At 73.7% G+C, this 20,310-nt stretch carries 17 protein-coding genes and 1 tRNA gene; 9 read left to right on the top strand and 9 right to left on the bottom strand.

Annotated features, from left to right (window positions below; translation table 11 throughout):
- Positions 1-158: 158 nt before the first annotated feature.
- The 4 genes from AB0M92_RS09550 to AB0M92_RS09565 all read right to left on the bottom strand — a co-directional run bounded on the left by AB0M92_RS09550 (position 159) and on the right by AB0M92_RS09565 (position 5,587).
- Positions 159-1,370 (bottom strand): thioester domain-containing protein, encoded by a 1,212-nt coding sequence (locus tag AB0M92_RS09550; protein ID WP_366101518.1) that lies wholly within the window; start codon positions 1,368-1,370, stop codon positions 159-161.
- 161 nt (positions 1,371-1,531) lie between these two features.
- Positions 1,532-1,939 carry a single-stranded DNA-binding protein gene (locus AB0M92_RS09555; protein ID WP_366101519.1) on the bottom strand — a complete coding sequence of 136 codons (408 nt, stop codon included), beginning with the start codon at positions 1,937-1,939 and terminating at the stop codon, positions 1,532-1,534.
- Between the two features lie 134 nt (positions 1,940-2,073).
- Entirely contained in the window at positions 2,074-3,969 is a 1,896-nt protein-coding gene (locus AB0M92_RS09560) for a GTPase (protein WP_366101520.1), read from the bottom strand.
- A 4-nt stretch (positions 3,970-3,973) separates the two neighbouring features.
- Positions 3,974-5,587, bottom strand: coding sequence for a GTPase domain-containing protein (locus AB0M92_RS09565; RefSeq protein ID WP_366101521.1), 1,614 nt, complete (start codon positions 5,585-5,587; stop codon positions 3,974-3,976).
- Between the two features lie 332 nt (positions 5,588-5,919).
- On the opposite strand from AB0M92_RS09565, the gene AB0M92_RS09570 reads away from it, so the two are divergent.
- Positions 5,920-5,992: transfer RNA gene (locus AB0M92_RS09570), tRNA-Arg, on the top strand.
- Positions 5,993-6,133: 141 nt separating this feature from the next.
- Positions 6,134-6,895 carry a class I SAM-dependent methyltransferase gene (locus AB0M92_RS09575; RefSeq protein WP_366101522.1) on the top strand — a complete coding sequence of 254 codons (762 nt, stop codon included), beginning with the start codon at positions 6,134-6,136 and terminating at the stop codon, positions 6,893-6,895.
- Positions 6,896-7,025: 130 nt separating this feature from the next.
- On the opposite strand, the gene AB0M92_RS09580 is transcribed toward AB0M92_RS09575, so the two are convergent.
- Positions 7,026-7,502, bottom strand: coding sequence for a phospholipase (locus AB0M92_RS09580; RefSeq protein ID WP_366101523.1), 477 nt, complete (start codon positions 7,500-7,502; stop codon positions 7,026-7,028).
- 281 nt (positions 7,503-7,783) lie between these two features.
- On the opposite strand from AB0M92_RS09580, the gene AB0M92_RS09585 reads away from it, so the two are divergent.
- On the top strand, positions 7,784-8,290 hold the full coding sequence (locus AB0M92_RS09585; protein ID WP_366101524.1) for a hypothetical protein: 507 nt from the start codon (positions 7,784-7,786) through the stop codon (positions 8,288-8,290).
- Positions 8,291-8,313: 23 nt separating this feature from the next.
- Here the strand turns inward: AB0M92_RS09585 and AB0M92_RS09590 are convergent, their stop codons facing one another.
- On the bottom strand, positions 8,314-9,207 hold the full coding sequence (locus AB0M92_RS09590; RefSeq protein WP_366101525.1) for an IS982 family transposase: 894 nt from the start codon (positions 9,205-9,207) through the stop codon (positions 8,314-8,316).
- 125 nt (positions 9,208-9,332) lie between these two features.
- On the opposite strand from AB0M92_RS09590, the gene AB0M92_RS09595 reads away from it, so the two are divergent.
- From AB0M92_RS09595 to AB0M92_RS09620, 6 genes are all read left to right on the top strand, one after another.
- A complete protein-coding gene (locus AB0M92_RS09595) occupies positions 9,333-10,031 on the top strand; it encodes a 4'-phosphopantetheinyl transferase superfamily protein (protein ID WP_366101526.1) in 699 nt (232 codons plus the stop codon).
- Between the two features lie 82 nt (positions 10,032-10,113).
- The gene (locus AB0M92_RS09600) at positions 10,114-10,527 is read left to right on the top strand and encodes a GNAT family N-acetyltransferase (RefSeq protein WP_366101527.1); all 414 of its coding nucleotides are present in this window, start codon (positions 10,114-10,116) and stop codon (positions 10,525-10,527) included.
- A gap of 113 nt (positions 10,528-10,640) precedes the next feature.
- On the top strand, positions 10,641-11,885 hold the full coding sequence (locus AB0M92_RS09605; protein WP_366101528.1) for a S8 family peptidase: 1,245 nt from the start codon (positions 10,641-10,643) through the stop codon (positions 11,883-11,885).
- Positions 11,886-12,209: 324 nt separating this feature from the next.
- On the top strand, positions 12,210-13,502 hold the full coding sequence (locus AB0M92_RS09610; RefSeq protein ID WP_366101529.1) for a hypothetical protein: 1,293 nt from the start codon (positions 12,210-12,212) through the stop codon (positions 13,500-13,502).
- A gap of 181 nt (positions 13,503-13,683) precedes the next feature.
- Positions 13,684-14,724, top strand: a complete 1,041-nt coding sequence (locus AB0M92_RS09615; protein ID WP_366101530.1) for a DUF916 domain-containing protein — start codon at positions 13,684-13,686, stop codon at positions 14,722-14,724.
- A gap of 60 nt (positions 14,725-14,784) precedes the next feature.
- The gene (locus tag AB0M92_RS09620; RefSeq protein ID WP_366101531.1) at positions 14,785-15,936 is read left to right on the top strand and encodes a hypothetical protein; all 1,152 of its coding nucleotides are present in this window, start codon (positions 14,785-14,787) and stop codon (positions 15,934-15,936) included.
- A 117-nt stretch (positions 15,937-16,053) separates the two neighbouring features.
- On the opposite strand, the gene AB0M92_RS09625 is transcribed toward AB0M92_RS09620, so the two are convergent.
- From AB0M92_RS09625 to iolB, 3 genes are read right to left on the bottom strand one after another with little or no spacing between them, the layout of a single operon-like run.
- A complete protein-coding gene (locus AB0M92_RS09625; protein ID WP_366101532.1) occupies positions 16,054-17,553 on the bottom strand; it encodes a CoA-acylating methylmalonate-semialdehyde dehydrogenase in 1,500 nt (499 codons plus the stop codon).
- A 13-nt stretch (positions 17,554-17,566) separates the two neighbouring features.
- Positions 17,567-19,435, bottom strand: a complete 1,869-nt coding sequence (gene iolD, locus AB0M92_RS09630; RefSeq protein WP_366101534.1) for a 3D-(3,5/4)-trihydroxycyclohexane-1,2-dione acylhydrolase (decyclizing) — start codon at positions 19,433-19,435, stop codon at positions 17,567-17,569.
- Positions 19,432-20,307, bottom strand: a complete 876-nt coding sequence (iolB, locus tag AB0M92_RS09635) for a 5-deoxy-glucuronate isomerase (RefSeq protein ID WP_366101654.1) — start codon at positions 20,305-20,307, stop codon at positions 19,432-19,434. Before iolB ends, iolD begins: the two co-directional genes overlap by 4 nt.
- Positions 20,308-20,310: the final 3 nt, after the last annotated feature.

Raw genomic sequence — 20,310 nt, forward strand, 5'->3', positions numbered from 1 at the left:
GCCCTGAAACCTGCCGGCGCCCGAAGCGACCCTCGTACGGCCCATGCCGGATCCCCTGCCCGGGACCCGGGCCCTCCCCTCCGCCGGGAGCGGGCGTCCCCATGGGCAACGTGCCGCTGCCCACGGGCCCCGTTCCCAAGGGAATGCGGGCACCCGCCCTACGCCTGGTCCTCTTCGTCCAGGGGACGCTTGCGGAGGAGGAGGACCACCAGGCCGCCCAGGACCACCAGGCCCACCGCCAGCGAGGCGATGACCGGGGTGGCCGCCGAACTGCCGCTGGTCGCCAGTCGCTCGTCGTCGGGGCTGGGCTCCGACGACGCGGCGGCGGCCGCCGCCGCGGCCTGCGTCACAGCCGGCCCGTCGCCCGTGGCGCCGGCCCCCTCCACGACGACCGGCTGCGGCCAGACCGCACTCGCCGTCGCCGCCAGGGCGGACTGACTGGAGCCCGCCACGATCTGCGCCTGGCTCGGCACCTCGCTGGTGAAGACCCGGCCGACCGGCACCTTCGTGGAGCCCTGGACCGTGACCGAAGCCGAGCCGTCCGGGGTGCCGGCGGGCACCTCGAAGTACAGCTCGCTCCCGTTCGCCGCGGTGCTGACCGGCCGCCCGTCGGCGTCGACCACCCGCACCCCCATCGCCGCGGCCGCCGCGTCCGGGGTGACCGTCACGCTCTGCGCCCCCGTCCGCACGGTCACCGGCCCGAGGCGGGTGCCCACCGGCCCCGACACGCTCCCGGGGTCCAGCCCCAGCGAGGCCGGCGGCTCCGGCAGCCTGCCCGCCGACCGCTGGAGGTAGTCGGCCAGCTTCTCCGCCGCCGGGTCGGCGGCCTCCACCTGTGCCCCGTCCGCCAGCCGCCAGATCGCGACCTGCGTCCCGGCCGCCGCGCTCTCCGCGGTCAGGGCGCCGGCCCCGGCCGCCTTCGCCAGTCCGGCGAGATCGTTCAGCTGCGGATACGAGTGCTCAAGGACCCAGCGGATCCGGCCCGCCTCCCCGTTCCCGGCGAGCAGACTGCCGCTCCAGCCGCTCTCCGAGTACCGGGCCTGCGGCTGGGCGTTGCCCGTCACGCCGACCCCGTAGGTCTGGAGCATCCCGCCGCCGTCGACCCGCATCTCGTACAGCCCGGCCGGAATCTGCCGGACCGATCCGTCCTTGGCGTGCAGGACCGCCTGCCCGTACGTCTTCAGCCCGTCCAGCACGGCGCTCGCGCCCTCCGGTGTCCTGGGCGCGGGCGTTCCGGAGTCGGCGGCCGCCCGCGCGCCCGGGGCGGCGGCCAGGGCCGCGGCCAGCAGCGCCGCGGCCAGCGGCCGGCGCGCAGAAGCCCGTACAGGCGCCGCCGCACCGGCCGCGGCCACGGCCACTGCCACTGCCACGGCCGGAGGGACAGGTCTCGCGGAAGCGACGACAGCAGACGGCGAAGAAGGAACGGAATCAGGAGCGGAGGATGCGGGAACGGCAATCGACACAGTCTTCCCCTTCGGGCCAATGACCCAGGTGCCCGTGAGTACCGGGGAATCCTAACCGCCTCGAACACTCAGACCACCGCCGCCTTCTGAGTGAGCATCAGTGGCGGGTCCGCCTTGACGACCCGGCGGAATGCAGCGGTCCCCCGGTTCAGGTCATGCCCGATGGCGATCGCGTCGATGTCCGCCGAGAACCAGCGGTTGCCCTCCCCGTCGGGTGGATCGTCGCGCACCCTCAGCCTCCCGTGCACCACCAGCGGCTCCCCCACCGCGACGGAACCCGCCAGGTTCACCGCGAGCACGCGCCGCGCCCACACGGTGTAGAAGCTGGTGGGCCCGTCCGCCCACGCCTCCTTGCGCCGGTCGAAGTACCGCGGCGTCACCGCGAACCTGAACCGCGCCGACGGCCCGGTCGGCGTCTCCTTGTAGTCGATCTGCGTGGCCACACAACCGACCAGCGTCACCAGGGTGTCGTTCATCCCGGCAGCCCTCCCCCACATCCGTACCCGTACGGATCACGCGGTTCCTTCCGCGCGATCCGCCCCCCACGACCATCCGCACGAGGTACGAACCATGCTGGCGCCGCCTCCCGGATCCCGCTGCGGCCTGTGGACTACTCGCGGGTTGTGGACAACTTCGTCCCCCCTGCGGCGACCGTCGCGTACTGCTCGCGCACCTCCCGGTAGCGCAACAGCTCCGCCGCCACCGGCTCCAGCACCCGGGCCCGCCCGCAGCCGGCCGCCGCCTGCCGCAGCCGCCGCTCCGCGTCCTGCCCGTACCGCCGCGCCGGGCCCCGGGCCGCGATCGAGCAGGCCCACTCCACCAGCGGCCCGCCGACGATGCCCGCCACCATCAGCAGCACCGGCGGCATCAGGCGCGGCTCCAGGACCCCGACGATCTGCCCGACGAGCCACAGCCCGCCGAAGATCTGCAGCAGCGTCATCGCCGCCTGCGCCAGCACCGCCGCCGGCCACCACGTCGGCCGCGGCGGCTTGGCGCTGGGCACCGTGACCGCCGACCCGAGCGTCACCGCGATCTCGTCCAGCGCCTCCGGGAGCTGATCGGCGCCGCGCACCGCGGCCTCCCGCACGGCCTGCGCCCAGGCATCGGGCAGGCCGTCGGCCGCCGCGTCGGCGACCGTCCGCACGGCCTGCTCCACGCGCTGGCGCGCCGTCACCTCTTCCTCGGCCGGCGCATCCGCGATCGCCGGGCCCCGGCCGCCGCCGATCACCGCCAGGGCGGCCAGCCCGGCCAGCGTGCGCGGGGCGCGCCGGCCCTCGTACCAGCGCCACAGCCGCAGCCACGGCGTGCCGCACGCCTTCCCGGCGTTGCGCCGCCAGGCCCGCTCGGCGGCGAGCCCGGCCGCGTACGCCCCGACCGCCTCGGCGAGCCGGTCCTCGAACTCGGCGCGCGCCGCCTCCCCGATCTCTGGCGACGGATGGCCGTCGGCCACGTACAGCGGGCGCAGGCGCCCGGCGGCCCGGTCGACGTCGGCGGAGATGCGGCGGGTCGCCGCGCCCTTCTCCTGGGTGAACTGTGCGAGGAGGTCGCGCAGTTCCCCGACGCCCTCGCCGGTCAGCGCCGACAGGCCGAGGACGGTGGCGCCGGGCTCGTCGTGCTCGCCGAGGGCGATGCCGTCGTCGTCGAGCAGCCGCCGCAGGTCGTCCAGTACGAGGTCGGCCGATTCACCGGGCAGCCGGTCCACCTGGTTCAGCACCACGAACGTCACCTCGGCGTGCCCGGCCAGCGGCCGCAGGTACCGCTCGTGCAGCACGGCGTCGGCGTACTTCTCCGGGTCGACCACCCACACCACCGCGTCGACCAGGGCCAGCACCCGGTCCACGTGTTCGCGGTGGGCGCCGACGGCGGAGTCCAGGTCCGGCAGGTCCACCAGGACCATCCCGCGCAGCGCCCCGGCCTCGGAGGTCTCGCGCGGGCGGCGGCGCAGCCGGCCCGGGATCTCCAGGCGGTCGAGGAGCCCGGCGGCGCCGTCGGACCAGCTGCACGCGATCGGCGCCGCGGTCGTCGGCCTGCGCAGCCCGGTCTCGGAAATCTGCACTCCGGCGAGTGAATTGAACAGCGTGGACTTGCCGCTTCCGGTGGCTCCGGCGATCGCGACGACCGTGTGCTGCGCCGACAGCCCGCGCCGCGCCGCCGCCTCGTCGAGCACCCGGCCGGCCTCGGCGAGGGTCTTGCCGTCGAGCCGTGTCCGCGAGAGCCCGACCAGCTGGCGCAGCGCTTCGAGGCGGGTGCGCAGCGCCTGCCCTTCGGGGCTGATCGGCGGCGAGGGCGCCTTGCCCCCGTCGTTGCCGGCGCCGGAGACGGCGCGGACGAGCGCGTCGTCGCTCCCGTCGTCCGCGCCGTTGCCGCCGCCGTCCTCGGCGTCGGCGTCGGCTCCGACGCCGGGATCCACACCCAGGCCCACGCCCGCGCCCGGGCGGCGCGAACGTGCGATGAATCCGTCGTCCCAGCGGTCCTCGGTGCGGTCGCGGTCGGTCAGGGCGGTCACCGCGTCACCTCTCCTTCTGCAGTAGGGACAGCGCGGCGATCAGCTCGGCCTGCGGTTCCGGCGTCACTTCGAGCGCCTCCAGCGGGGCCAGCCGGCGGTCCCGTTCGGCGCGCAGGACCTGTTCCAGATGTTCGGCGACGAGCTCACCGCCCCGGTCGCGCAGTCGTACGGCGGCCTGTACGCCGATCCGCTCGGCGAGCTTCTCGCCGGCGGGGCGGGCCCGCTTGCCGCCGAGGAGGGCCGCGACGAGGAGGGCGGCGACCCCGTCGGGGTCGGGCGCGGGCTGCTTGTCGAGCCGGGCGACCTCTTCCTCGGCGAGTTCCTCCAGTACGCGCCGCCAGTGCCGTACGGCCATGCCGATGCGTTCCGCCGCCTCCCGGTCGGGCGCGGGAAGCCGTACCGCCCCGGCGGCCGGCTCGCGCCGCCAGGCCTGGGCGATCCGCTCGTCGGCGGCGGCCACGGCGCACTGGAGCAGCGCGGAGAGCGACTCGGCGAGCGAGTCGAGCAGTTCGTCGGTGCTCGTGTCGAGGGGGTAGCCGCGCCAGCGGGTCAGCGCGTCCCCGGCCAGTACCGCGCCCTGGTCGAGGCGGCCCCGGACCCGCTTGCCCTCCCTCTTGTACGCGTCCTCGACGGCCGAGGTCAGCCGTACGGCGGCAGCGTGCTGGGCGGCGACTGCGGACGCCAGCTCCGGCATCCGCCGCCCGAGGGAGTCCAGCGCGCCGAGCGCGGTCCGTCCCACGGCGTACTGGCGGGCGGCGGGGTCCTGCACGTGGTGGGCGAGCCACGCGAAGAGCGGGGCGACGGCGCTGGCGGGCAGCAGCCCGCCCCCGCCGGCCGATTCGGGCAGCTCGGGCACCGTGAAGCGCGGTACGTCGCCCAGGCCGGCCCGGGTGAGCAGGGCCCCGTACTGGCGCGAGACCTCCGCGAGCACCTGGTGCGGGACCCGGTCGAGGACGATGCCCAGGGTGGCCTTGTACTGCTTGGCGGTGCGCAGCAGGTGCCAGGGGACGGCGTCGGCGTACCGCGAGGCGGTGGTGACCATGACCCAGACGTCGGCGGCGCAGATGAGCTGCGCGGCGAGTGTCCGGTTCTCGACCACGAGGGAGTCGATGTCGGGGGCGTCGAGGATGGCGAGCCCGCGCGGGAGGCCGGCGACGGTCTCGATGCGCAGTTCGCGGGTGGCGGCGGTGGTCCCGAATCCGCGGGGGGAGCCGCGGTGGGGCCCGGGGAGGGGGTCGTCCTCGCCGGGCGGGGCCCAGACCCGCATCAGGTCGGGGAGCACGCGCATGCCGGCGAACCAGTGGTGGTCATCCGGATGGCAGACGAGTACGGGGACGCGGGTGGTGGGCCGCAGGACGCCGGCCTCACTCACTTGGCGTCCCACGAGGGAGTTGACGAGAGTGGACTTGCCGGCCCCGGTGGACCCGCCGACGACGGCGAGCAGCGGCGCCTCGGGCGCCTTCAGCCGGGGTACGAGGTAGTCGTCGAGCTGCGCGAGCAGCTCGGCTCTGGTCTGGCGGGCGCGCGGGGCGCCGGGCAGGGGCAGCGGCAGACGCACGGACGCGACCCGGTCGCGCAGGGCGGACAGGGCATCGAGCAGCTGAGGCCGAACATCCAAGGTCACCACATGCGAAGAATGCCCAATTTGGGACCATTTTTGAAGCTTATAGGCCCTCTGCGCGCCGATCGCGAGTCCAGTGGGACCTTTCGGGCACATCGGGCGAGTGGGACTCAGGCATAACGAGTGCACAACACCAGGGGCGCCGCGGCGCAAAAGCGGTGCGAGAATCGCACCTGCCTGCGATTATCGGGACCGCTTCACCGAACCTCCACATCGTGGCACGCGGGTGAAGCAACCGGGACAAGGCAGCCGGAGCCCTATCCTTGACCCGGTCCGGACGACAGTCCCACCCCCACCCCGGGGCTCCAGGCCACCACGGCCACCTTCCGGCCCCCGTAGCTCAGTGGATAGAGCAGGTGCCTTCTAAGCACTTGGCCGCAGGTTCGAGTCCTGCCGGGGGCACTCTTCACGCCTCACCCCAAGCCCTCCCTCCGGGGAGGGCTTTCGTGCACCCGGGAGCCGCCCTGTTCGGGGGCGGACGGGACCGGCCGTCGCCCCGCCTGCGCCCTGGTGCGGGGCGGGACGGTGCGGGAGGCTGGGCGGATGGCGGACGAAGCTGTTGAGCGGGCGCGGTCGTTCGGGTCGGCGGCCGGGCGGTACGCGGACCACCGGCCCTCGTATCCGGATGAGCTGTTCGACGTGCTGGAGGAGGTCTCCGGGGTGGCGCTCGCCGGGGCGCGGGTCGCCGACGTGGGGGCCGGGACCGGGATCGCCACCCGGTTGCTGTACGAGCGCGGGGCCACCGTGGTCGGCGTCGAACCCGGGGCGGGGATGGCCGCCGAGTTCCGGCGGCGTCATCCGCGGGTTCCGCTCGTACGGGGGGACGGGGACCGGTTGCCGTTCGCGTCCGGGTCCCTCGATCTTCTGACGTACGCGCAGTCCTGGCACTGGACCGATCCGGCACGGTCAGGGCCGGAGGCCCTGCGCGTGCTGCGGCCCGGCGGGGCGCTGGCCGTCTGGTCCAACGACCCGGACGTCGGCGTCGAGTGGATCGCCGACCAGCAGGCGCGGATCGAGGAGGGGTTCGGTCCCGGCTGGTACGTCAACGAACACCCCCGGTCGCAGAGCGGCTTGGAGTTCACCACCCGGTTGCTGCGCTGGTCCCGCCGGATCGGCGTCGATGCCCACCTCGCCAAATTGGCCACCCACTCCCTCTTCCTGGTCGGCCGGCCCGGGACCGGCGAGTTCCTGGGCAGGGAGCGGGAGCGTCTGCTCCGGCAGTTCCCCGGGGGGACGGTCGCGGAGCACTACGTCGTCGACCTGCGGGTCGCGCGGGTGGGCCGGCCGGAGCGGCCCCCGACGTAGGCGGGGGCGGGAGGAGGGTGGCGCGGGAGGGGGCGGCGCGGGAGGGGCTAGACGCGGCCGGTCCCGCCCGAGGGGGGCGGTTCGGGCGGGACCGGGGATCAAGGGGCGCCGGGGTGGATCACGGCGGGGCTCAGGCGACGGGCACGTCCTGGGGGGAGACCCCGAAAGCCTTGACTGCCTGGTAGTAGGTCCAGGCCGTGCTGTCGCAGGAGCCCTTCTTCACACCCGAGTACGCCGAGCAGACGCGCTTCAGGTCTGCGTAGAGGGCGTCGTCCAGCCGGGCCTTGTTGGCCGAGAACACGCCTGCTGCCTTGTGGTTGCGGTAGCCGAAGTCGTGGCGGGCACAGGCGGTCTGGAAGGGGAACCCGAAGGGGTTGTCGGGCGAGGAGGAGCAGTAGTCGGTCGACCAGTCGAACCCGTACGCCGACCACTTGCCCTGGTTGGCGCGCGCGGCGACCCAGGCGTTGTAGCTGGTGGCGCTGGTCTGCGTCCAACTGCTCAGGACCTGCGGCTTGTCGGCCGGGACGGCCGCGGAGGCGGGGGTGGCGGCGAAGAGCACACCGGCAGCGGCCGCCGATGCGAGGACGGGAACGAGACGACGGCGCATGGCATTCCTCCAGGACGGGGGTGGGGGCCGCCCGGAGGTACCCCCGGTACGGCGTCGGATCCCACCCTCGGGGGGCGTCCTATCGCCGCCGCTTAACGCCGCTATAACGCCGGCCGCCGGGGGCGGGTGGCGGGGTGCGCGGCCCGCAAGGAGTGCGGGCGGGCAGTCAGTTGGGGGGCGATGCAGCTCTCAGGTAGCACGCGGTATCAGACTTCCGGCAGAGGACCGGCTCGTCCTGCGGAGGGACGCGCACGGGGGTGCCGACAGCCGAGACTGATCACATGAACCGCCGTCCCCTCGTCATCGCCGCCGCCACCGTGGGAGTCGTCGCCACCGCCGCGCTCGCGCTGCCCAACCTCCCGCCCAACCCCTTGACCGACTCCATCAACGACAAGGTCTTCGAGGAGAAGAGCAAGCACTTCGCGACCGCCGCCGACGCGCGCACGCGTGGCAACGCGGCCTTCACGCTGCCGTCCTGGGTGCCCAAGGACGCCACGGACATACGCATACGCACGCGCGCCAAGGGCGAGGCCCGGCTGATCCGCTTCACGCTCGGGACGACCCCGCTGGACGGCCCGCAGTGCACGGCCGGCACACCGAAGGACATGGGCGGGCGGCAGCTGAACGCCAAGTGGTGGCCGAACGGCACCCGGGCCGAGGAGCGGCCCGAATGCCGGGATGTCCACCAGTACCAGGTGGCGGTGCGCGGCAAGCGCGTCTACGCCTGGACCGACGGCACCCCGTCACCGGGCACCCGGCCCCAGGACAACACCCCGGCCACGGCCTAGACGAGTGAGTCCGATGTGCTGGTTCAGTGGTCGTAGGCGATCAGGCTGCGTGTGATGGGTGTTCCGTTGGCGCGGTTGTGCCAGATGGCCGCGGTGAGGGCCAGGATGCGTTGTCCGATGCGGGCCGGGACTCCGGCGGGGGTCCTGGCTCCGTGGCGTTCGAGGTCGAGCTGGCCTTTGAGGGTGTCGTTGACCGACTCGATCAGCTGCCGGATCGGCTTGAGCAGGTGCTCACCCGGTCGTGGCTTCTTGTTGCGGTAGCTGGGCCGCAGCAGCGTCAGGCCGTGGCCGGCCATGAACGTGTCGAGGTGTTTGGAGACGTAGCCCTTGTCGCCGATGATCGTCTGTCCGGGGTGAGTGGTCAGCAGGTCGGCGTCCTGGGTGAGCATGGCGGCCAGGACTTCGCGCTCGTCCGTCTTGGCGTTGGCCAGGGCCCAGGCAATGGGCAGTCCGCCAGGCGTGCAGATCAGGTGCAGGCGCAGACCCCAGAAGAACCGGGAATGGGACGGGCAGTAGGAGTAGGCGGCCCAGCCGGCCAGGTCGGACCGCTTCACGGTGGGCCGTGAGCGGGCGCATTCCCCTGGGGTGGAGTCCACGATCCACACGTCGTCGTGCCACAGGTCCGTGTCCCGGGCCAGAGTGCGGATCAAGCGGCTGATCAGCGGATTCGCAGCCCGTAGGCGCTTGTTGTAGCCGGACTGCTCGGGGAGGTAGGGGAACTCGGCGGCCAAGTGGCGCCGGGCGTATCGCAGCCAGCGGGCCTCGGAGACGGAGCCCAGCGCGGCTTGCATCACGGCGAGCGTCAACAGCTCGGCATCCGTCAGCCGCGGAGGGCGGCCTGTCCGCCGCGTTCCTGTCAGAGAGTCATCGATCCTCACGTACAGTGCAGTCGCGAGGGTCTTGAGGTTTGTCGTCACAAACGAACCAACGAGACCCTCGCTTCATGCGCCCGAAGACTTCGGACTTACTCGTCTAGGGGGCCCTTCCACCGGACGGCACCGCACCGCACCGCACCGGATCGGCGCTCGTCTAGGCTCAACGGGTGAGTACGTACGTGAACCCACTCGGCGAAGACCTCCCGCGGATCGGCGGGGCCCCGGCGGGGACAGCCGTGGCGGTGTGGTCCCTGGACACCACCCTCGACGTGGTCGGCGGCCACCGGATCGACGGGGCGCAGGCGCTCCTGGACGCGGGCGAACGGGAGCGGGCCGGGCTGATGGTGCGGGCCGGGGACCGGCACCGGTACCTCGTCTCCCACGTGGGGCTGCGGGTGCTGCTCGGCGGCTACCTCGGGCTGGCCCCGCAGGACGTCGTACTGGTCCGGGAGGACTGCCCGTGCTGCGACGGCCCGCACGGGCGGCCGGCGGTGGCGGGCGGCGAGGTGCAGTTCTCGCTCTCGCACAGCGGCGACCTGGCGTACCTCGCGTTCGCGGCGGTGCCGGTCGGAGTCGACGTGGAGGCGTTCCCGAGCGCGGCCGCGGTGGAGGACGTACTGACCACCCTGCATCCGGCCGAGACGGCGGAGCTCTCCGCGCTGTCCGAGGCGGAGCGGTCGGGGGCGCTGGCCCGCGTGTGGTCGCGCAAGGAGGCCTACTTCAAGGGCACGGGCACCGGCCTGGCGCTGGGCCTGGCCGAGCCGTACGTGGGCTCGGGCCCCGTCCCGTCCCCGGTCCCCGGCTGGCACCTCACCGACCTCTCCGCTCCCCCGGCGTACGCGGCGGCCCTGGCCCTGCGCGCCTGACGGTCCGCGCCACGGCGCAGCCCCGCCACGCCGGACCGAAATCACGTTCTCCGTGTGGCACCTTGGCCATATCGTGACGGCCATGGACATCCGCCCCGCCCGTACCGTCGCCGAACTCCAGGCCGCGGAGGGGCTCTTCGACGGCCCCGCCCGACTCGACTGGTCCGAGCGCTTCCTCTCCGCGCCGGGACACCTGATGCTCATCGCCTACGTCGACGAGATTCCGGCCGGCATGGTCTCCGGGGTCGAGATGAGCCACCCCGACAAGGGCACGGAGATGTGCCTGTACGAGCTCTGCGTCGACGAGGGCTACCGGCGGCGCGGCATCGGCCGCGCGCTGGCCGAGGCGCTCGCCGACGAGGCCAAGGCGCGCGGCTGCTACGGCATGTGGGTGGGGGTCGACACCGACAACGAAGCCGCCCTGGCCACGTACGCCGCCGCCGGCTCCCGCGACGAGGGCGTCTTCGCGATGCGCGGCTGGCCCCTCTCCGGCTGACGCCCGCCCATCCCGTCGGGCCGGGGACCCGGGGACCCGTTCGGCGGCGTGTCGTGGGGCCAGTCGGCGCACCCTCCGCGCGGGCGCGGCGCGGCTCGCCGAGCATCGGGCGCATGACCGCATTCACCGCGCTGCTCCCGGCCGCCGCCGCCCTGCTGGCGGCGGCCACCGCCCTGCCGCCGCACCCCGCGCCCGCGCCCGCCGCTGCTACCGCGACCTCCGCCGCGACCGCTTCCGCCGCGACCGCCCCGTACGTCGTCGTCCTCAAGGACACCACCTCCCGCGCCCCGACCCGCGCCGTGGCCGCCGAGGCCGCGGGCGCCGGCGACCAGGTCGGGGACGTCTACGACACCGTCCTCAGCGGCTTCGCCGTCCGGACCACCGCCGCCCGCGCCAGACTCCTGGCCGCCGACCCCCGGGTGGCCTCCGTGGAGCCGGACGCCGAGTTCCGGATCAGCGACGCCCAGAACCCGGCGCCCTGGCCCCTGGACAGGATCGACCAGTCCGAGCTCCCGCTCGACGGCTCGTACGCGTACGCCACCACCGCCCAGGGCGTCACCGCGTACGTCGTGGACACCGGGATCCACACCGGCCACCAGGAGTTCGGGGGCCGGGCCCGGGTCGGCTACAACGGGGTGTTCCTGGAGACCTCCAGCGACTGCAACGGCCACGGCACGCACGTCGCGGGGACCCTGGGCGGGGCGACGTACGGGGTGGCGAAGGGGGTCTCCCTCGTCGGCGTCAAGGTCGCCAACTGCAAGGGGTCGGCATCCCTGACCTCCATCCTGGGCGGCCTGGAGTGGATGGTGAAGGACGCCGCCAAGTCCCCCGGCACCCCCGCGGTCGCCAACATGAGCATGGGCGGCACCCGCAGCCGCGCCCTCGACGCGGCGGTGGCCCGGGCGGTCGCCGCCGGGATCACCTTCACCGTCGCCGCCGGAAACTCCGCCGACAACGCCTGCACCGGTTCCCCCGCCGCCGCCCCCACGGCGCTCACGATCGGCGCGGCCGACGCCGCCGACCAGTGGGCCCCGTTCTCCAGCTACGGCAGCTGCGTGGACCTGGTCGCGCCGGGCGTGTCCGTCACCTCGGCGTGGAAGGGCTCGGCGACCACCCTCGCCCGCGCCTCCGGAACCTCCATGGCGGCCCCGCACGCGGCGGGCGTCGCCGCACTGATCCTGGCGGAGGGCATCGCGGCGGGCGGTACGGCGCAGACCCCCGCCGAGGTCTCCGCCGTGCTGGTGCGGGACGCGGTACGGGACCGCCTCACCGGCGTCCCGGCCGGCACGGCCAACCTCCTGCTCCACCACTCGCCGGCTGCGGGCGAGGCGGTGTCCGCAGGGTCGGACACCCCTTAGGGGATGTCCCTTGCCGATCAGGCTGGTCCGGCCGGCGGGCTCGGCCGGCGTGACCGGGAAAGCCCCACCCGCCCGGGTCGGCGTACCCGTTGCTCCCCAGGTCAAAGCCCGGTTCGACCCCCCACCCGCATCCCATCCATCCCACCCGCCCCGCACCCCTGACGACCCGGTCTGATGGGACATCAATTTCTGTGTGCTTCGGGCGAAAGCAAGCCATTGACTTCTCATCACCGCGACGCGTCAATGTCGGCCACCGCACCGGCTCGGCCTCCCCCACACAGCGGGTGGGGGGAGGGGTTCGTCTGACGAAGGAGTCGCGACCCAGTGAGTACAACGTTCCGACGAAGAATTCTGGCCGGGGCGGGCGCCCTGTCCCTCGCGCTGGCGGGCGGCGTGGTGGGCCTGACCGGCAGCGCCCAGGCGGCGACCGTGACCACCCCCGTCTTCGAGAACTGCGACGCCCCGGCACCGCAGCCTGACGGGTCGGGCAGCCAGAACTACACGATCACGGTGCCCGACACGGCCAAGGCCGGCGACGTCGTACCGATCACGATCGACCCGGGTGCGAGCCCGCTGATCCCCGGCTTCTCCGTCACGACGGTGAACACCACCAAGATCACCCTCAAGGTGGGCACGACCAGCCAGGTCGTCACGAGCCCGCCCGAGACCGTCAGCGTCGTCGCCGGCACCCCCCTCGACCCGAAGTCCTTCTCGGGGACCATCAAGATCCCGGACGGCACCGAGGGCACCACGGTCGACGTCAAGCTCGACCTGGCGGTCACCGACGCGGACCTCAGCGGTTCCGTCTTCACCACGACCTGCACCCCGGCGCCCCGCCCGAGCGCCACCCTCGGCTCGGTCGCCGTCGAGGCGCTGCCCAAGGACCCGGTCACCACCAAACTGACGCCCAACAGCGGCAAGGCCGGCACCGCCGTCGTGGTCAACGGCGCCAACTTCCCGGCCGGCCCCGTCACCTGCTCCGCCCTCCTCGCGGGCGCGGCGACCGGTGACACCGGGACCGGCACGGCGGACGCGAGCGGCGCCGCCACCTGCAACATCACGGTCACCAAGAAGGCCGACGCCGTCAAGATCGACGGCTCGGTCACCCCGTACAAGTCCTTCGTGTACCTGGAGGACCAGGCGGGCGTGAAGAACCCGGTCGACATCGAGGTCCTCCCCGGCCCGCTGGCGCTCGGCCCGAAGGACGGCCAGCCGGCCGTCGCCTTCCCCTCGGTCACCATCAACGGCAAGGCCCAGTCGGTGGTCGGCGTGTTCAACGCCGCGACCGTCCAGGACTTCCGCGGCGGCACCCTCGGCTGGGACGTGACGGCGACCCGTACGCCGTTCCTGAACCAGGCGACCGGCCACTCGATGGCGAAGGCGCAGATCGGCATCCAGCCGTCCTGCACCGTGACCAACCCGGACAGCCCGAGCACCTGCACCGCGGGCACGCCCGGCGCGATCTCCGAGACCCCGATGAAGGTGGCCTCGCAGGCGGCCGGCGGGGACGAGCTGACCGGCGGTGAGTTCGCCGTCGGCGGCGCCGGGATGATCCAGCTCCCGCCGTTCATGTTCGCGGACACCTACCAGACGGTCGTCACCTTCTCGATCGCCTGACCCGTCAGGGACCTCCTGCCCCGGCACGGATCACCCGCCCCGGCAGGAATCGCCTGACCCCGCAGGAATCGCCTGACCCCGCAGGAACAGCGCACCCAGGGTGGTGCGGCGCCACGGCGCCGCACCACCCCTTCGCCTTCCGCCCCCCACCCCGCCCACCGCGCCGACTGGAGAACCGCCCATGCGCCACCGCCCCCGCATCGCTCCGTACGGTCCGCTCCTCACCCTGTTGCTGCTGGTCGCGGGCCTGCTCCTGGTGCCGGCGGCGCGGGCGACGGCCGCGGACAACGGCACCTGGGGGGTGTTCCCGACGCCTCCGGCCGGCGCCGCGATGACCGATCGCGCGTACTTCTTCCACCAGGGCGCGGCCGGGACCACGGTCAGCGACAGCGTGACCGTCCTGAACTCCTCCGACCGGGAGCTGACCTTCCAGATCTTCGCCACCGACGCCGTGAACACCCCGGCCGGCGGCGCCTTCGCGCTGCTGCCGGTGGAGCAGAAGCCCAAGGACGTGGGCGCGTGGATCGCCCTGGCGCCGGAGGCGGCCACGACGGTGACCGTGCCGCCCAAGGGCCGCAAGGACGTCCCGTTCACGGTGAAGGTCCCCGAGGACGCGACGCCCGGCGACCACGTCGGCGGGATCGTCGCCCTCAACACCGCCGTGGAGGGCGTCCGGCAGGAGGGCAAGGTCCAGGTCGGGGTGAAACGGCAGGTCGGTTCGCGGCTGTACTTCCGGGTGCCGGGGCCGGTGACTCCGGGGCTGAGCGTGGAGGACGTCAAGGTCAGCCGGTCCGCGCCGCTGCTGCCGTGGGTCAAGAACGCCCGCGCCACGGTCTCGTACGCGCTGGTCAACCGGGGCAACGTGGTCGTCGAGCCCAAGGTGGCGGTGTCCGCCGAGGGGTTGTTCGGCCGCACGGTGCTGGACCGGCCGGCCCGCGAGCTGAAGCTGGTGCTGCTGCCCGGCCAGCGGATCGAGCTGACCGAACCCTGGCCGGACGCACCGCAGTCGGACCGGGTGACCGTGAGGATCTCGGCCGGGGCTACGGCCTATCCGGAGCTCGCCTCGGCATCGGAGGCGCAGTTCATCGCCGTGCCGTGGCCGGCCCTCGGCGCGCTGCTGGTGCTGGCGGGCGCCGCGCTCACCTTCCTGGTCCTGCGGCGCCGCCGCCGGTCCCCCGCGGAACCGGTCCAGCCCGCCCCGGACTTGGCCGCCGCGCACTGACGGGCGAGGGTGTCCCCCGGTGACGGCGTCCGGCCGTCACCGGCAACGGGGAGACGACCGATGGAACTTCAGCACACCGAGACCGGGGCGGGCCTGCTGCCCCGCATCCGGCACGCACTGGGCGCCGGCAGCGCCGCGCAAATCGACGGCTCCGGCTGGACCCGCCTGACGGTGCGGCTGCCGGTCGGCGGCGTCACGGTGGACGTGGTCGCGGATGCGCGGCGGCCGCCGCGCGGGATCGCGTACCTGCTGCCGGGCGGCGGCCTGAACTTCGCCGCCGACTTCTTCACCCCGGGCGGCCCCGAGGACCACAACCTCGCCCATCACCTGCGCCACCAGGACCTGTTGGTCGTGGGCGTCACTCCGCGCGAGGACGCCGCGACCGCGGCCGGGATCACCGCCGACCGCGGGCTCGCGGCGCACCGCCGCGACCTGGCCGCGGTGGTGGGCGCGCTGGATCCCGTACTGGGGCTGCCGTACCAGTACGCGGGCCACTCGGCCGGGGCCGCCCTCGCGCTCGACGCGGCCTCGCACGACGACTCGCCGCAGCTGCGCCGGGTGGTGGCGTTGGACACCACCGGCCCGTACACCGGCGACCTGGCGCTACGGGCGGCCGCGACCCGGGACGCGTACGCGGGCCTGCTCGCGCAGGGCACGTACGCGACCGACCCCGGGCTGACGGCCCTGATCGCCGGGGCCGTCACCGACCCCGCGGCGCCCTCCCCGGTCCCCTGGCCTCCGGACCCGGCGCTCCGCTTCACGCGCGCCGGGCTCGCCCACTTCGCGCTGATCCGCACGGCCGCCCTTCCGGGCCCGGCGAACTGGATCTACACCCAGGGCCACGGTGCGGGCGAGTACGCCTTCGGCGCCAACCCGGCCGGGGACCGGTTCGCCTTGGCCCACACCCCGCTCGACATCTGGCACGCGGCCACCGCCGCGCTCGGCAGCGGGCTGATCCCGACCGCCCTGATGCGGGACCTGGCCGCGATCTGGGCGGGCGACGAGGCGACGTACCGGATCGCCTGGGACCGTGTCCGGACCGAAGTGGTGTGGGTGAACACCGCGCTGGGCCGCGGCGACCAGCCGCGCGGTGCGGACCTGATCCGCGCGGCCGGCAACGACCGCGTCACCTTCACGGTGGTCCCCGGCCACGGCCACGGCGACGCGGTCTGGAGCCGGACGGCGGCGGCCGACGTCTGGTCCCTGATCTGAAAACGGGCCCGCCTCCCGCGTGAGGGGTGCGGGAGGCGGGCCGGTCCTGCGCTGCCAAGCCGATCGGCCGGTCAACCGGTCCTACGGTGGCGGGTGCGGGTGCGGGTGCGGGTGCGGTCAGTGGTTGCGGGGGAAGCCCAGGTCCACGCCCGCCGCGGCCTCGGACGGGTCCGGCCAGCGGGTCGTGACGACCTTCCCGCGGGTGTAGAAGTGGATGCCGTCGTTCCCGTAGATGTGGTGGTCACCGAAGAGCGAGTCCTTCCAGCCCCCGAAGGAGTGGTAGCCCACCGGCACCGGGATCGGCACGTTGACGCCGACCATGCCCGCCTCGATCTCCAGCTGGAAGCGGCGGGCCGCGCCGCCGTCACGGGTGAAGATCGCCGTGCCGTTGCCGAACGGCGAGGCGTTGATGAGCGCCACGCCCTCCTCGTAGGTCTCGGCGCGCAGCACGCACAGCACCGGTCCGAAGATCTCGTCGCGGTAGGCGTCGGAGTCGGTCTTGACGTTGTCCAGCAGCGAGAGGCCGATCCAGTGGCCGTTCTCGAATCCGCCGACCGTGTACCCCGTGCCGTCCAGGACCACGTCCGCGCCCTGGTCGGCCGCGCCCTTCACGTACGAGGCGACCTTGTCGCGGTGGGCGGCGGTGATCAGCGGGCCCATCTCGGAGGTCGGGTCGTTGCCGGGGCCGATCTTGATCTTCTCGGCACGCTCGCGGATCTTCTCCACGAGCGCGTCGCCGATCGCCCCGACCGCCACGACCGCCGAGATCGCCATGCAGCGCTCGCCGGCCGAGCCGTACGCGGCCGAGACGGCCGCGTCGGCGGCCGCGTCCAGGTCGGCGTCCGGCAGCACCAGCATGTGGTTCTTGGCGCCGCCCAGGGCCTGGACCCGCTTGCCGTTCGCGGAAGCCGTGGTGTGGATGTGGCGGGCGATCGGCGTCGAGCCGACGAAGGAGACGGCCGCGATGCCCGGGTGCGCGAGCAGCGCGTCGACGGCGACCTTGTCACCGTGGAGGACGTTCAGCACACCGGCCGGCAGACCGGCCTCGGAGGCCAGCTCGGCCAGCTTGTTGGCGGCCGACGGGTCCTTCTCGCTCGGCTTGAGGATGAAGGTGTTTCCGCAGGCCACGGCCAGCGGGAACATCCACATCGGCACCATCGCCGGGAAGTTGAACGGGGTGATGCCCGCGACCACGCCCAGCGGCTGGCGGATCGAGGAGACGTCCACCCGGTTGGAGACGGAGGTCGACAGCTCGCCCTTGAGCTGCGTGGTGATCCCGCAGGCCAGCTCGACGATCTCCAGGCCGCGCGCCACCTCGCCCAGCGCGTCCGAGTGGACCTTGCCGTGCTCGGCGGTGATCAGCTCGGCGATCGCGTCGCGGTTGGCGTCCAGCAGGGCGCGGTAGGCGAAGAGCACCTTGGTGCGGGCAGCCAGCGAGGACTGGCCCCAGGTCTGGAAGGCCTCCCGGGCGACCCGTACGGCCGCGTCGACCTCATCGGCCGACGCGAGCGCGACCTGCGTGGTGACCTCGCCGGTGGCCGGGTCGGTGACCGGGCCGTAGTTGCCCGACGCGCCCTCGACGGTCTTGCCACCGATCCAGTGGTTGACGGTCTTCATGCCTATTGCTCCTTCACAGATGGCGACGTCGCTGCGCGGCTTGCCGGTCGTACTCTTCGCGGGCCGCGGCCGCGGATTTCCGTGTCGCGGTCTCGGCCACAGGAACATCCCACCACGCCTGTGCCGGGGGCGGGCCCGACACAGTGTCGGGTGTTCGGGTCTGTGCGTAGACACATGTGGGACGGTCCGCCGCACGCGCTTCCGCGAGGGCTTTCCGCAGGTCATCGATGGTGCGGGTGCGGATCACGGCCATCCCGAGGGAGGCCGCGTTGGCCGCGAGGTCCAGCGGCAGCGGCGCGCCGGTGTACGAACCGTCCTCCGCCCGGAAGCGGTACGCGGTGCCGAAGCCCTCCGCGCCCACCGCCCCGGAGAGGCCGCCGATGGAGGCGTACCCGTGGTTGTCCAGGATCACCACCTTGATCGGGATGCCCTCCTGTACGGCCGTGACCAGCTCGGTCGGATTCATCAGGTACGTCCCGTCGCCGACCAGCGCCCAGACCGGGCGGCCGGGGGCGGCGAGGGCGACTCCGATGGCCGCCGGGATCTCGTAGCCCATGCAGGAGTAGCCGTACTCCACGTGGTACTGGTCGGCCGAGCGGGCCCGCCACAGCTTGTGCAGGTCGCCGGGGAGGGAGCCGGCGGCGTTGATCAGGATGTCCTCGGGGCCGACCACCGCGTCGAGCAGCCCGAGCACCTGCGCCTGCGTCGGGGCGCAGCCCTCGTCGGATGCCGCGTAGGCCCGGTCGACCAGCAGCTCCCAGTCGCTTTTCTTTTCTTTGTACGCCCTCTCGTACCCGGGGTCCACGCGGTACCCGGCAACGGCGACCCGGAGGTCTTCCAGGCCCGCCCGCGCATCGCAGACCACCGGCTGACCGGCGAGTTTGTGGGCGTCGTACGGATCGAGGTTGAGCCCGAGAAAGCGTACGGCCGGATTCCGGAAGAGCGTCCCCGAGGCGGTGGTGAAGTCCGTCAGCCGCGTCCCGGCGGCGATGACCAGATCGGCGCCGCGGGCCAGCTCGTCGGCGGTGGCCGTGCCGGTGTGCCCGATGCCGCCGACATCGGCGGGGTGGTCGTGCGGGAGCGCCCCCTTGCCCGCCTGGGTGGAGGCGACCGGGATCCCGGTCGCCCCGGCGAACTCCGCCAGCACGCTCTGGGCCGTGCTGTGCCGGATGCCGCCGCCGGCGATGATCAGCGGGCGCGCGGAGCCCCGGACGGCTTCGGCGGCCCGGGCCAGCTCGTCCCGGTCGGGCCGGGGCCGGCGTACGGCCCACACGCGCTCGGCGAAGAATTCGGGCGGCCACTCGTACGCCTCGGTCTGGACGTCCTGCGGCAGCGCCAGCGTCACCGCGCCGGTCTGCACGGGGTCGGTGAGCACCCGCATCGCCTGGAGGGCGGCCGGGATCAGGGCCTCGGGGCGGGTGATCCGGTCGAAGTGGCGGGAGACGGGGCGCAGCGTGTCGTTGACGGAGACGTCGCCCGCGTAGGGCACTTCCAGCTGCTGGAGGACGGGATCGGCGGGCCGGGTGGCGAAGGTGTCCCCGGGCAGGAGGAGTACGGGAATCCGGTTGATGGTGGCGAGGGCGGCCCCGGTGACGAGGTTGGTGGCGCCGGGCCCGATCGAGGTGGTGACGGCGTGGGCCGAGAGCCGCCCGCGCTGGCGGGCGTACCCGACGGCGGCGTGCACCATGGCCTGCTCGTTGCGCCCCTGGAGGAAGGGCATCTCGCCCGGTCCGCTCTCCAGGAGGGCCTGTCCGATGCCGGCGACGTTCCCGTGTCCGAAGATGCCCCAGGTGGCGGCGATCAGCCGCTGCCGGTGCCCGTCGCGCTCGGTGTGCTGGGCGGCCAGGAACCGTACGAGGGCCTGGGCGACGGTGAGCCTCACGGGGTCTCGTCCTCCGCTCGGGGTCGGTGGAAGGGCAGCCGGGGGTCGGCGCCCCGTCCGGTCCAGGTGTCCCGGATCCAGGCGTGGTCGGGGTGGTCCCTGATCAGCCACTCGCGGGGCTGGCCGGGGGGGCCGGCCATGACGTTGAGGTAGTACATGTCGTGCCCGGGGGCGGCGATGGACGGCCCGTGCCAGCCGTCCGGGATGAGCACCGCGTCCCCGGTCCTCACCTCGGTGAGGATGTCGGTCTTCCCGGCCGGGGAGGGGCTGACACGCTGGTAGCCGAGGCCGGGCGTGTCGCCGTGCGGGGCGATCTCGAAGTAATAGACCTCTTCGAGGCGGGATTCGCGGCCTGGGTGGAACTCGTCGTGCTTGTGGGGCGGGTACGAGGACCAGTTCCCGCCGGGGGTGAGCACCTCGACGGCGATGAGCCGGTCGCAGTCGAAGACGTCGGCGGCGGCGAAGTTGTTGACCTGGCGCGAGCACTGGCCGGCTCCGCGGATCTCGACGGGGACGCCGCCGGCCGGCCCGTACCGGGCGGGCAGCACGTTCTCGCACCGCGCCCCGACGAGCGCGAACCGCCCGCCGGCGGCGGACCCGATCTCCGCCTGCCCGTCCCGGGGCAGGTACGCGAAGTCGGTCGGCCCGGCGAACACGCCCTCCCGCCCGCGGAGTTCGAAAACCCGTGGCCCGGCTCCCACGCGATCCGCCGTGGCCGGCGCGGGGGGAACCGGCTCCGCGCAGCGGACCACGCAACCTCCCGCCAGCGGGAGGACGATCCACTCCCGGTCCCCGCACGGGTGCGCGTACGACTCCCCCGGCCCGAGCTCCAGCACCCGCAGCGCCGCGAACTCCATCTCGTGCGATGTCATCGG

Source organism: Streptomyces sp. NPDC051582 (genome assembly GCF_040681715.1).
GTDB lineage: Bacteria > Actinomycetota > Actinomycetes > Streptomycetales > Streptomycetaceae > Streptomyces.

Excerpts from the sequence above, each read along its gene's own strand:
- AB0M92_RS09555 (WP_366101519.1), bottom strand. The coding sequence starts at position 1,939 with ATGAACGACACCCTGGTGACGCTGGTCGGTTGTGTGGCCACGCAGATC.
- AB0M92_RS09575 (WP_366101522.1), top strand. The coding sequence starts at position 6,134 with ATGGCGGACGAAGCTGTTGAGCGGGCGCGGTCGTTCGGGTCGGCGGCC.
- AB0M92_RS09580 (WP_366101523.1), bottom strand. The coding sequence starts at position 7,502 with ATGCGCCGTCGTCTCGTTCCCGTCCTCGCATCGGCGGCCGCTGCCGGT.
- AB0M92_RS09585 (WP_366101524.1), top strand. The coding sequence starts at position 7,784 with ATGAACCGCCGTCCCCTCGTCATCGCCGCCGCCACCGTGGGAGTCGTC.
- AB0M92_RS09600 (WP_366101527.1), top strand. The coding sequence starts at position 10,114 with ATGGACATCCGCCCCGCCCGTACCGTCGCCGAACTCCAGGCCGCGGAG.
- AB0M92_RS09605 (WP_366101528.1), top strand. The coding sequence starts at position 10,641 with ATGACCGCATTCACCGCGCTGCTCCCGGCCGCCGCCGCCCTGCTGGCG.
- AB0M92_RS09615 (WP_366101530.1), top strand. The coding sequence starts at position 13,684 with ATGCGCCACCGCCCCCGCATCGCTCCGTACGGTCCGCTCCTCACCCTG.
- AB0M92_RS09620 (WP_366101531.1), top strand. The coding sequence starts at position 14,785 with ATGGAACTTCAGCACACCGAGACCGGGGCGGGCCTGCTGCCCCGCATC.
- AB0M92_RS09625 (WP_366101532.1), bottom strand. The coding sequence starts at position 17,553 with ATGAAGACCGTCAACCACTGGATCGGTGGCAAGACCGTCGAGGGCGCG.
- iolB (WP_366101654.1), bottom strand. The coding sequence starts at position 20,307 with ATGACATCGCACGAGATGGAGTTCGCGGCGCTGCGGGTGCTGGAGCTC.